The sequence below is a fragment of the Planococcus sp. BI3 genome, assembly GCF_056680115.1.
The window spans coordinates 2,762,534-2,774,691 of sequence record NZ_CM155266.1 but is presented as its reverse complement, the minus strand read 5'-3'; the positions used below and the strand labels follow the sequence as shown (position 1 = coordinate 2,774,691).

Annotated in this window: 11 protein-coding genes; 5 read left to right on the top strand and 6 right to left on the bottom strand. The window is 48.7% G+C overall.

The features are described from left to right. Window positions 1–37: 37 nt before the first annotated feature. From AC1MEO_RS13925 to AC1MEO_RS13910, 4 genes are all read left to right on the top strand, one after another. The gene (locus tag AC1MEO_RS13925; RefSeq protein ID WP_480331347.1) at window positions 38–829 is read left to right on the top strand and encodes an ABC transporter ATP-binding protein; all 792 of its coding nucleotides are present in this window, start codon (window positions 38–40) and stop codon (window positions 827–829) included. A 4-nt stretch (window positions 830–833) separates the two neighbouring features. Beyond that, on the top strand, window positions 834–1,760 hold the full coding sequence (locus tag AC1MEO_RS13920; RefSeq protein WP_480331345.1) for an iron-hydroxamate ABC transporter substrate-binding protein: 927 nt from the start codon (window positions 834–836) through the stop codon (window positions 1,758–1,760). A gap of 201 nt (window positions 1,761–1,961) precedes the next feature. Next, window positions 1,962–2,960, top strand: coding sequence for a FecCD family ABC transporter permease (locus AC1MEO_RS13915; RefSeq protein WP_480331343.1), 999 nt, complete (start codon window positions 1,962–1,964; stop codon window positions 2,958–2,960). Then, window positions 2,957–3,964 carry a FecCD family ABC transporter permease gene (locus AC1MEO_RS13910; protein ID WP_480331341.1) on the top strand — a complete coding sequence of 336 codons (1,008 nt, stop codon included), beginning with the start codon at window positions 2,957–2,959 and terminating at the stop codon, window positions 3,962–3,964. Before AC1MEO_RS13915 ends, AC1MEO_RS13910 begins: the two co-directional genes overlap by 4 nt. Window positions 3,965–4,140: 176 nt before the next feature. Here AC1MEO_RS13910 and AC1MEO_RS13905 read toward each other — a convergent pair whose 3' ends face one another. Continuing rightward, the gene (locus tag AC1MEO_RS13905; RefSeq protein WP_480331339.1) at window positions 4,141–5,145 is read right to left on the bottom strand and encodes an EAL domain-containing protein; all 1,005 of its coding nucleotides are present in this window, start codon (window positions 5,143–5,145) and stop codon (window positions 4,141–4,143) included. A 273-nt stretch (window positions 5,146–5,418) separates the two neighbouring features. Here AC1MEO_RS13905 and AC1MEO_RS13900 point away from each other — a divergent pair, with 273 nt between their 5' ends. Next, window positions 5,419–5,955 (top strand): dihydrofolate reductase family protein, encoded by a 537-nt coding sequence (locus tag AC1MEO_RS13900; RefSeq protein WP_480331338.1) that lies wholly within the window; start codon window positions 5,419–5,421, stop codon window positions 5,953–5,955. A 248-nt stretch (window positions 5,956–6,203) separates the two neighbouring features. Here AC1MEO_RS13900 and AC1MEO_RS13895 read toward each other — a convergent pair whose 3' ends face one another. The 5 genes from AC1MEO_RS13895 to mtnK form a co-directional block, all read right to left on the bottom strand. Continuing rightward, window positions 6,204–7,241 (bottom strand): ABC transporter permease, encoded by a 1,038-nt coding sequence (locus AC1MEO_RS13895; protein ID WP_480331336.1) that lies wholly within the window; start codon window positions 7,239–7,241, stop codon window positions 6,204–6,206. Continuing rightward, complete coding sequence (locus tag AC1MEO_RS13890) at window positions 7,165–8,721, bottom strand: sugar ABC transporter ATP-binding protein (protein ID WP_480331334.1); 1,557 nt, start codon at window positions 8,719–8,721, stop codon at window positions 7,165–7,167. Before AC1MEO_RS13890 ends, AC1MEO_RS13895 begins: the two co-directional genes overlap by 77 nt. Window positions 8,722–8,784: 63 nt before the next feature. Next, on the bottom strand, window positions 8,785–9,867 hold the full coding sequence (locus AC1MEO_RS13885) for a sugar ABC transporter substrate-binding protein (protein WP_480331333.1): 1,083 nt from the start codon (window positions 9,865–9,867) through the stop codon (window positions 8,785–8,787). Beyond that, on the bottom strand, window positions 9,864–10,925 hold the full coding sequence (gene mtnA / locus AC1MEO_RS13880) for an S-methyl-5-thioribose-1-phosphate isomerase (protein WP_480331332.1): 1,062 nt from the start codon (window positions 10,923–10,925) through the stop codon (window positions 9,864–9,866). Before mtnA ends, AC1MEO_RS13885 begins: the two co-directional genes overlap by 4 nt. After that, window positions 10,922–12,112: an S-methyl-5-thioribose kinase gene (gene mtnK / locus AC1MEO_RS13875; protein ID WP_480331330.1), complete on the bottom strand. Its 1,191-nt coding sequence runs from the start codon at window positions 12,110–12,112 to the stop codon at window positions 10,922–10,924. Before mtnK ends, mtnA begins: the two co-directional genes overlap by 4 nt. Window positions 12,113–12,158 lie beyond the last annotated feature (46 nt).

The window sequence follows — 12,158 nt, the reverse complement described above, 5'->3', positions numbered from 1 at the left end:
GAAAAAGAGTATAAATTTAGAAAAGGAGGTTTTTGGAATGGTGCGCTTATTCACCGAGGAGCTGAACATCGGCTATGGAGACCGGTTGATCGTCAAAGATTTGACGGTCCAAATTCCGGACAAGAAAATCACGACGATCATTGGCTCCAATGGCTGCGGCAAATCAACGCTGTTAAAAGCGATTACTCGGGTGATTTCGCATCAATCCGGATCCGTGGTATTGGACGGCAGCAATATTGCACAGGAAAACACAAAGTCCCTGGCAAAGAAAATGGCTATTCTTCCCCAAACACCGGACAGTGCTGCCGGGTTGACGGTCGGCGAACTGGTTTCCTATGGCCGCTTCCCTTACCAAAAAGGCTTTGGGCGTTTGTCCAAACGAGATTATGAAATCATCAATTGGGCACTCGATGTCACCGGCACACAGTTTTTTAAATACCACCCGGTGGACGCCTTGTCCGGCGGCCAGCGCCAGCGCGTTTGGATTGCGATGGCATTGGCACAGGAAACGGAAATGATTTTTCTGGATGAGCCGACCACCTATCTTGATATGGCCCATCAGCTGGAAATCCTGGAGCTCCTGCAACAACTTAATCGGGAACAGGAACGGACCATCATCATGGTGCTCCACGACCTGAATCAGGCTGCGCGGTTTGCCGATCACATCATCGCGATGAAAGATGGGCAGATTGTCAAAGCCGGCAATTGCCATGAAGTCATTACACAACCTGTATTAAAAGAAGTATTCCGGATTGATGCTGAAATCGGGCTGGATCCGAGAACCCAAAAACCGATGTGCATAACATACGATTTAATCAGAGGAGTCTAACGACATGAAAAAATTATTCTTGCCCCTATTTCTATTTACTTTGCTGCTGATCCTTGCTGCCTGCAACTCCGATTCAACTGCTGAGGAAACCGACGCTGCAGAAACGGATAAATCTCCAGATACCATTACATATGAATCGGAAAGCGGACCGATCGAAGTTCCGGCAGATCCACAGCGTGTAGTCATGCTCTCTTCTTACGCCGGTGACGCCATGTCTTTGGACGTCCCTTTAGTAGGAGTAACTTCCTGGGCAAAAAACAACCCGCGTTTTGAAGAAGAACTGGCAGACGTGGAAGAAGTAGCAGAAACAGACCTGGAAAAAATCATCGAATTGGAACCCGACTTGATCATTGGCTCTTCAACTACAGCCAACATCGATAAATTGAGTGAAATCGCACCAACGGTCACATACACTTACAACAACGTCGGCTATTTGGAGCAGCATCTGGAAATCGGTAAAGTATTAAACAAAGAAGAAGAAGCACAAGCTTGGATCACCGACTTCCAGGAACGGGCACAACAAGCCGGGAACGACATCCGCGCTGAAATCGGTGAAGAGACAACCGTTTCCGTCATTGAAAACTTCGACAAGCAAATCTATGTATTCGGAGACAACTGGGGACGTGGAACTGAAATCCTCTACCAGGAAATGAAATTAAAGATGCCGGCAAAAGTAGAAGAAATGGCGTTAGCAGACGGTTACTATATGCTTTCTCAGGAAGTGTTGCCGGAATACATGGGTGACTATGTGATTTTCAGCAAAGACAGTGCGCAAGACAACTCATTCCAGGAAACGGACCTGTACCAAAACACACCGGCCGCTCAAAACGGCCAGATCTTTGAAGCTGATGCCAAAGAATTTTACTTTAACGATCCAATTTCATTGGAATACCAATTGGAATTCTTTATCAAAAACTTTTTAGGTGAGTGAGATTACTTGGCATCAAGCAAGTATCACAGCGCCGGCGTGTTCATGGGTCAGGTTTCCTGTGAGAGCAGCCATACCTAAAGCGGCCCGAGCGCTGGCTAAAAGACGCATTCTTTAATCCACCAAATATAAACTTCTACACTAAAGGAGAGGAATTCTGATTTTAGAATTCCTCTTTATAATCTCAGGAAAAGATGATGATCAATGAGCCCTAAAGTTTCATTTCCAATTAAATTTATTTTAAGCCTGCTCTTACTCGCACTGACACTTGTCGTCTCCTTGATTTTTGGAGCGGCGGACATCAGCCTGAAAGAAGTGGGGCTGGCGTTGTTTTCAACCAGCTCCAGTGACGGCATCGGGGTTATCCGGGAAATCCGGCTGCCTCGTGAAATTGCTGCGATTTTCGTCGGTTCCGCTCTTGCAGTGTCTGGCGCAATGATGCAGGGAATGACCCGCAACCCGCTGGCTGATCCGGGCCTCCTGGGTCTGACAGCAGGTGCCAATGCGGCTCTTGCTTTCACCTTGGCCTTTATCCCCGCTGCCAATTATTTCGGCATCATGATTGCTTGTTTTATCGGAGCAGCGGCCGGTGCCGCCTTGGTATTCGGCATCGGCGCCGTCAAAAAGGGCGGCTTTTCGCCTTTTCGGATCGTCCTCGCCGGAGCCGCCATTTCGGCTTTCCTGACAGCCATTGCTGAAGGGATCGGCTTGTATTTCAATATCTCGAAAAACGTTTCCCAATGGACAGCGGGCGGATTGATCGGCACTTCCTGGGGACAGCTGCAGGTGGTGGTTCCTTTTATCGCCGTGTCTTTGCTGATTGCTTTAGTGCTGTCGCGGCAGTTGACCATTCTCAGTTTGAGTGAAGAGGCCGCCATCGGCCTTGGCCAAAAAACGGCCCAGGTCAAAGCGGTTCTCTTTGTCGTCATCACCCTTCTTGCGGGTGCCGCTGTGGCACTTGCCGGCAATATGGCCTTTATCGGCTTGATGATTCCGCATGTGGTGCGGGCGATTGTCGGTACCGATTACCGGTTCATCATCCCGATGTCTGCAATTGCAGGCGCCATTTTCATGCTGCTCGCCGACTTGATCGGCCGGACCATCAATTCACCGTTCGAGACACCGGTTGCAGCGATCATCGCGATCATCGGCTTGCCCTTCTTCCTGATCATTGTCCGTAAAGGAGGCAAAGCATTCGCATGATCCATCCAAGCTTACGCAAAAAACAACGAATTTCATATTACCTGTTGCTGGCGTTGATCTTGTTGACGGCAATCGCCAGTATGGGTTTGGGCTATTCCCCCATCTCCTATGACCGCCTGATGCCGGCAATTTTTGGCCAAGGTACGTTCAAAGAAGATTTCATCCTGTTTTCCATTCGGCTTCCGCGTATTTTGATCACATTGCTGGCCGGTATGGCGCTGGCTTTATCCGGTGCGATTTTGCAAAGTGTGACACGCAATGATCTCGCAGACCCCGGAATCATCGGCATCAACTCCGGTGCCGGCGTCGCCATTGCAGTTTTCTTCTTATTTATTCCGGTAGAGGCAGGCGCATTTGTCTACTTGCTGCCCATCGTGGCATTTGGCGGCGCGCTGGCGACGGCCGCATTGATTTATGCGTTTTCCTACTCACGCAATAGCGGCCTGCAGCCCATCCGTCTGGTGCTTGTCGGAATCGGCTTTTCGATGGCTTTGTCGGGAGTCATGATCGTCTTGATTTCTTCTGCAGAACCGGAAAAAGTCGATTTCATCGCAAGTTGGCTGGCCGGCAATATCTGGGGAGCCGATTGGCCCTTCATTGTGGCCATTCTTCCCTGGCTGCTGGTGCTGATTCCCTTCACCCTGTACAAGGCCAATCGCATGAATGTCCTTGGCCTTAGCGACCCGGTCGCTGTAGGCATCGGCGTGTCCATCGAAAAAGAACGGCTGGTTCTGCTGCTCGCCGCTGTCGCTCTTGCCGCGTCAGCTGTGTCGGTTACCGGGGGGATTGCGTTCATCGGCCTGATGGCGCCCCATATCGCCAAATCCATTGTCGGTCCGCGCCATCAATTATTCCTGCCGCTCGCCATCCTGATCGGCGGCTGGCTGTTGCTGCTGGCGGATACTGTCGGCCGGAACCTGCTTGAACCTTCCGGAATTCCGGCCGGCATCATGGCCGCGCTGATCGGAGCTCCTTATTTCATCTATCTGCTATTGAAAAAATGACAGACAAAAACACAGTAAGCCTCATTGCAGAGCTTACTGTGTTTTTAGTTTGTCTAAAAGTATGGATCAAAAACTTTCTACGGATCGAATCCATTCTAATTTAATCGTCCGTCTCAATGTTAAATTAAAAGATAGCATTTCAGTTACAGTTTTGAGGACTCTTCAGTATACTGAATTTACGCTTTTAGATGCTCTCCATACAAAGGCGATGCCGCGGGTTTCCCAAAATAATAGCCTTGGAACAATTGATACCCACGCTGCTTCAGCCAGTCAAAGTCCTCGCGCGTTTCGATGCCTTCTGCCAATGGAATAGAGCCGATTTCCAAAGCTTTCTTCAGAAACTTATTAGCGACTTTCTGCTTTTGTTCATCCGTTGCTACATCCTGAACAAATTTCATATCCAACTTCATATATTTGGGTTTCAGATCTGCCAGCATTTCAATGGTACTGTAGCCCTCACCTACGTCATCCAATGCGTAATCGAATCCTTTTTCTTTATAGTAAGACAGGATTTTCTTCAAATGCTCCAGGTCATCCACTTTTTCTGTTTCCACCACTTCAAACACCAACGATTTAGGATTGACCCCTAATTGCTGTGACAACGAAATTGTAGAACGCAGGCAAAATTCAGGCGAATAAATCGAAGTGGGGATAAAATTGATGAATGCCTTCTCCCCTTTTAGCGCGGCTGCGTATTTCACGGCAGTCATTCTGCAGACACGGTCCAATGCATACAAGCGCCCGCGGGTTTTTGCTGCGGGAAAGATTTCATTCGGGTAGATCATCGAACCGTCTTCGTTTTGAAAACGTGCCAGCATTTCGTAGGCAAAAATATTTGCATCCGCATCCACAATCGGCTGATAATGGCAGGTCAATCGTTCGTTTTTGATGACATCGTCTATCCATTCGGTTGCAAAAACCTGGGACATCCCCTCTAGCGGCTGCCAGGCTTCCTGATTGATGCGGAATACCACTTGTTCCATATCCAGCAAATCACTGCAAAAATCCATGAACTCACGGGCTCCTTTTTCATCCACCTGCAGCTTGTTTCCTTTAGGGATAACTTCTATCTTTCTTCTTTCCAAATGATCTATAACTATCTGTAAAGCTGAAAGATTCGTTTGCCCTTCCAGCTTTATTTCAAATTTGATGGCCGTCACTGAGCAGTTATTGCATTCCATAATTACTCACTCCCTTTTTTATGGTATTTATAGTTTACTTTATATGTCTTAAAAACTGTTGAAATTTTATTGGAAAATTTAAGTTTTCTTTATTTTTCACTATAGCCACCCGATCAAATATTTCCAGCTGCCGCCCACGATTTAAAGGGTATTTGGGATCGAGCTAGAATTAATTCTAATACACAGCAATAACCTGGCTCTCTTCCCCTATCCAAATTACCTTCTGTACAAAAGGACTGCCCGCTAGTATTTCATTCGCAAAGGAGAATGATCATGGGAAAAATCGTTGTAGCGATGTATTTGACGCTTGATGGGGTCATGGAAGAACCTTCGTGGACTGCGCCTTACTGGGATGATGAAATAGCCAAATTCCAGCTGGACCTGCTGTTTGGCAGTGATGCATTGCTGCTCGGACGGGTGACATATGAAGGGTTTGCGGCAGCATGGCCGGCGGCAGAAGATGACGAGGGATTTGCCGAACGGATGAACAAATTGCCGAAGTATGTGGTTTCCACCAGCTTGAAACGCACAGAATGGAATGCCCGACTGATCACCAGCCATGTGCGAGAGGAAATTGCCAAACTGAAAAAAACCGGGCAACGGCTGTTGGTCTACGGCAGTGCTGAACTTATCGAAACCTTGTTGAAGCATGACTTGATCGACGAATTGCATTTGATGACATTTCCACTCGTCTTAGGTGAAGGCAAACGGCTGTTCAAGGAAAATGCTGACCAGAAAATGTTCAATCTCCAGGAAATCCGTTCAACAGATGCTGGCGTACTCATCGCCAGCTATACGCCGGACAAATAATGACAACCAAAAAGACTCCCTATACGGGAGCCTTTTTGTATTGAGCTTGTAGACAAATGGATATTTATATCTTTTAAAGAATGACTAAATATTTCATCATGTTTATTCCGAATTCTGCGCTACAGACGGACGCTTTCCGCTGGCTCGCGCCGAAATCCACTTGGGCTGGCCACGAAGACTCCTGTAGAATCAGTGAAAGCTGAAGAATCCTCCTTGGAAAGACTTTGTCTACAGCTTAGTTTTTGCGCTTATGTTTTAGAGAATTTCTTTTTGGCGTAGACATAAGTGACCGCCAGCGCAGCGACCAATACGCCTCCTTTGATGATGTCGAACGCGTAATAAGGAAGGTTCAAGATCGTCAAGCCGTTCAGCAGGATGCCGATGACTGCAGCACCGAAAAATGTGCCGAGTGCATTTGGTTTGCCTGCTCCTAAAACCGAATAGCCGACGAATACTGCCGCGACTGCTTCCATCATCAATGGGGCTCCTGCGTCAATCTGCCCGGAACCTACGCGTGCAGTGAACAGGATGCCCGCCATGGAAGCGAAAACGCCCGATACCACATATGCGGTAAACTTCACTTTTTTGACGTTGACGCCTGACAGCGTCGCCGCTTCGGCATTGCCGCCGGTCATGTACAGCACTCTTCCCCAGCGTGTATGGTTGAGCACGACATAAGAAGCCAGGACCATCACCAGCATGATCCAAACCGGAACCGGCAGACCCAGCATCTGGCCCTGGCCGATCCACAGGAACGCTTCCGACAATTGGCCAGGTGCGGTTCCGCCTGAAGTCAGCGGCATATTATTATAGATCGAGTAGCCTTCCGTATAGGTCCGGTGCAAACCGGCCACGATATACATCATGCTCAATGTTGCCAAGAGATCGGGAATGCCGATGACTACAATAAGAAAGCTGTTGACCGCTCCGACCAGCACTCCGATCAATAGCGGCAAGATCAGCACAAGCCATAACGGCATATCGTACCACACCATCAAGGAAGCGGAAACGACTGTCGATAGGGACATCGTCGAGCCTACAGACAGGTCAAAACCGTCGACTACCAGCGTGAACGTCACCCCTAAAGCCAGTAAAGTCACAATGGAAATCGAGCGCAGGATATCCGTGAAATTGCCGTATGTGAAAAAGGCATCGCTGATCGTGCTGAAATAAAAAATAATGAAGACGAGTAACGCGATGGCGCCATATTTAAACAGAAACTGAATTGTGCTGTCTTTCACCGAGCCCTTGTTTTTCCCCAAGTTCTTCTTTTCCGCCACTTGCATACAATAAAATCCTTTCTTGGGTCGCTTCTTGTCGTGACAATTCTTTCACGATTTGACCGTTGTACATTACGAGAATGCGATCGGAAATTCCGATGGCTTCATGAATTTCACTTGAAAAATACAAACATCCTTTGCCGCTCTCTGCCAATTGGCGGATCAACTTGAAAATATCGACTTTGGCACCGATATCGACGCCTTTTGTCGGTTCATCGAATAGGTACAAGGCAGAATCGAGTGAAATCCATTTGCCGATCGCCACTTTCTGCTGGTTCCCGCCGCTCAAATGGATAAGCGGTGTTTCTGTGCTGCCGGTTTTGATGCGCAGCCGTTCAATGATTTCATCGGCAAAGCGTTGTTCAGCTTTTCGGTCCATCAAAAGGCGCTTGGAGAACTTTTTCAGATTGGGAAATGAAGCATTGGTTTCCAGCGATTCCTGGACAAACAAGCCTTCTTTTCGCCGTTCTTCCGGAATCAATGCCATCCCTGCTTTGATGGCATCTGCAGGATGCTTGATTTTAGCTGTTTTTCCCGCCAGCCTAATCGTTCCGGAAGTTAAAGGGGTTCCGCCGAACAATGCTTTGGCGAGCTCCGTTTTGCCTGCTCCTACCAGTCCGACGACACCCACCACTTCGCCTGCTGCAACTGTCAGCGACAAATCCTTGAGCTTTTGCCCATCGGACAAATGAGCGACTTCCAACAAAGCGGATCCGATGTCATGCGCACGCGGTTCCAATTCGTGGCTGAGTGCCGCTCCGAGCATCGCTTCGATTACCCCGTCCTGATCGGCTTCTGCCGTATCGTAGGTTTTGACAAGCGTCCCTTCCCGCATGACTGTAATCCGGTCGCTGATTTCAAACACTTCCGGCAAACGATGGGAAATAAAGACACAGCCGACCCCCTGTGCTTTTAATTTTGAAATGACAGTATACAGTTTTTCCGATTCATGAATCGACAACGGCGCCGTCGGTTCATCGAAAATGATGATTTTCGCTGAATGCACCAACGCTCTGGCAATCAGCACCATCTGCTTTTCCGCCAATGTCAGGCTCGCCGCTTTTTGCTGGACATCAATGGTTTCCGCTTGAAGTTCAAGCAATGCCGAATAGGCCCGCTTGTTGATCTTCTGTCTGGAGACGAATAGATTCCCCTTGCCTGCGAACGTGTCGAGCAGGATATTTTCTGCAACGGTCAACTCAGCCACAATGGCCGTATCCACTTCCTGATAAACACAGTAGATTCCCTGTTCTTTCGCTGCTTTCGGCGATTCCAGCCGAATGTCGGAACCGTCCAGATGGATCGTTCCTTCATCCTGTTGATAAACGCCCGACAAGATTTTGATCAAGGTGCTTTTTCCTGCGCCATTGACGCCGAGAATGGCATGGACTTCGCCTTTTTCCAAATGGAATTCCGCTCCTTGCAATGCTGTTACTGGTCCGAATTTTTTCCCGATGCCAGTCATCGATAGTAAAGGTCCTGCCATAGAGATGCCCCTTTCTGATAAAAGAGCTGCCCCATCTTTCAGGACAGCTCGAAATGGTAAAGATTATTGGCCTTCCAGTTCGCGCAACTCATCTGTATACCCTTGTTCGCTTGCTCCCCAGCCTTCTACGTACTCGCTCAATTTATCGGTTGTCACCGTTTCTTCCGGCAGGCTTTCCGCCTCCACGAAGACCGGCTCCAGGATCACTTTTTCTTCCGGTTGTTCACCGTTCAGCAACTGATACAGGTAACGCACTTGAATGCGTCCGATGTCTGTCGGATCAACAGCTGCTGAAGCCACCCAGGGGCTGTTTTCTTTTTGCATCAATTGCAGATCTTCATCACTCATGTCGATGCCGTACACTTTGATATCCGTACGCCCTGCTTGTTCAATGGCACGGACGGCGCCTTTTGCAAACTCATCCCAAGCCGCCCAGACCGCTGTGATTTCCCCTTCATTCGGGTATTGCTTCAACACAGCTTCCATCTGTGATTGGGTATCCAATGCCGTGTTGTTGGTGGCAGCACCGAATGCCGTCACTTCTGTAATGCCCGGATTGTCCGTCAGGAATTTTTCATACGCCACCTGGCGTCTTTCCATTGGCGCAAAGCCCGCTGTCCAAATTTTGACGATATTGGCTTCACCATTATTGTCTTCTGCCAGTTTTTCCAAAGTCATCTCAGCCATTTGCTGATCGCCCTGTTCCAAAGAAACAACGCCTTCCGCATCGATTCCTGCATCAAACGCCACTACCGGAATTCCTGCTTCAAGTGCTTTTTCAACGCCTTGGCTCAACGCTTCTTTTGTTCCATGGTCGATCAAGATGCCATCGACTCCTTGATTGATGGCTGCATCCAGGTTGGAGGCCATTTTCGCCAAATCTCCTTCAGAAGTGAAAACGGTCGCTTTGCCGCCGAATTTCTCAACCTGTGCTTCTACGCCCGCAATGTATTGAGCGGAAAATGTGCCTAAGTTAATTTGCATGACCAACGCGATTTCCTTGCCAGCAAGCGGATGATCTGATGCTTCGGCTTCGGTATCTGAAGAAGTTTCTTCTTCGGTGACGTCCCCTTGCGGTTGGCAGGCAGCCAATAAAATACTGATAAATAAGAGTGCGGCAAGCAGCCAAATGGATTGTTTTTTCATAGTCTTTCTCCTTTCCCTGCAGATGCTCTTAGCAAATCAGGGATGTTTTTTTGATAACCTTCAGTAATGATGCCTTTTTCAGTGATAATTGCTGTAATGAGATGTGCCGGTGTTACATCAAATGCCGGATTAAATACTTTTGTGCCGATTGGTGCCACCGGTTGGCCGTTCATATGGGTGATTTCTTCCGAGTGGCGCTCTTCGATTGGAATCGCAGTGCCGTCTTCAATCGACAAATCGAAAGTCGAGGCCGGCGCCGCCACATAAAACGGAATATTGAATGCGCTCGCCAATAAAGCCAAATTATAAGTTCCGATTTTATTGGCCGTGTCGCCATTTGCCGCAATGCGGTCCGCGCCGACAATGATGGCTTCAATTTCTTTAGCTCTAATAGTATGTGCCGCCATGCTGTCGGTAATCAGCGTGACGTCGACTCCCGACTGCTGCAGCTCCCATACCGTCAAGCGTGCGCCTTGATAAAGCGGCCTGGTTTCACAGGCAAACACTTCAAATTCTCGGCCGCGTTCGCTCCCAAGATGGAATGGCGCTAAGGCGGTGCCGTATTTGGCCGTAGCAATCGAACCTGCGTTGCAGATGGTCATGACACGCGTTTGCCCCTGCAGCAAGACCAGCGCATGTTCACCGATGCTGCGGCAGGACGCTTCATCTTCCCTGTGGATCTTCACAGCTTCCGCCAGCAGCAACAGTTTGGCTTGGGGCACGTTCTCCGCTTCGCTTAATTTATCTTTCAGACGGCGGAGCGCCCAGCCAAGGTTGACTGCAGTCGGCCTTGAAGAATTCAAGTACGCCGCATCTTTTTCGACATATTGCTGGAAGGCTTCCAGTGAATCCGTGTCATGCCGCTTGGCTCCGACGGCCAGTCCGTATGCCGCGGTAATGCCGATCGCGGGAGCTCCGCGAACCTTCAATGAAAGGATGGCATCATAAACGTCTTCCACGGTTTCAAGTGTCAAATATTCAATGGCATGCGGCAGTTTTTGCTGATCCAGGATGGCCAGCAGCTGGCCATCCCATTTGATGGATAAAGGAATGCTCATGTGCGCGCCTCCTCCAGAATTTGCAGTACATCCCCGATTGATGTGGTTTCTTGACGCTGCAGAATCAAAGCCCGGCCAGTATCCAAAGCCTGTTTCTTAAAAGTGATTCTTTTTTCCGTGTCTTCGATGCTGTCCAGATCTTTGACATGCGCCAAGCCGATCGTCCGGCGGATCAATTCACAGCCTGCAAATCCAGCCGCATCTGCCAGTACTTTGCCAAGCACGTATTCCAGGTAGCCTTCAGTTTCCTTGAACGATTCGACGCTGTGGTTTTTCCACAACCCGGAAAATGCAGCAGCAAAAACTTCCCATGTTTTTCCGATATCCTCCACGATTACCTGGCGATCTTCGCCTTCGCGTGTGATGGACTGGAAAATCAAGTTGGCCAGGAACAAGCCAACATCAAACCCGATCGGACCGTAGAAACCAAATTCCGGATCAATCACTTTGGTTTCGGTCTGGCTCGCAAAAATACTGCCTGTATGAAGATCGCCATGCAGCAGCGCTTCCGCTTCGGTCAAAAAGCTCTTCTTCAACTTCGCCACTTCCAGCTGCAGCTTCCCATCGCTCCAAATCGCCTCTGCCGCTGCTTGGAGCTGCGGTTCGTAATCATTGGTGTCGAGGTCAAAGAACGGATCCGTAAAAATGAGGTCTTCTGTAATTTTGCACAACTCAGGATTGGAAAACTCTGCAGCCAAGCGCTTTTTTTCAAAAGGATGCAAGCCGTAATCCGATGTATGAAATAAAGTCAGTGCCAAGTATTCGCCAATATCCTGGGGCAGTCTCGGGAAATTCCGTCCGTTGACCAAACCCTCCCGCGCAATCTCCAAGTGGGATAAATCCTCCATCACAGTAATGGCCAGTTCCTCATCTGTTGCGTAAACAACCGGTACCAAGGATGGAACAAATTCTCCATGCTTTTTGAGGACATTTGCTTCAATTGTTGCCCGCTTTAACGTCAACGGCCAGCTTTCGCCGATGACCTTGGCATAAGGCAGTGCCTGCTTGATGATCAACCGCTTCCCTGTATTCGGGTCTTCAATTTGGAAAACATAATTCAAATTGCCATCGCCGATTTCCCGGCAAGCTAATTGGGCAGCAGGATCAAATGTATGGCCAGCTTTCGCCAAAGCAACGGCTGTCTCTTCGGTTAATGCCTTATAAGTGGTCGGAACAGTAAGAGTCATCATCTATCTTCCTTTCTTCTGCAATATAAAAAGCCTCTTTCATAAA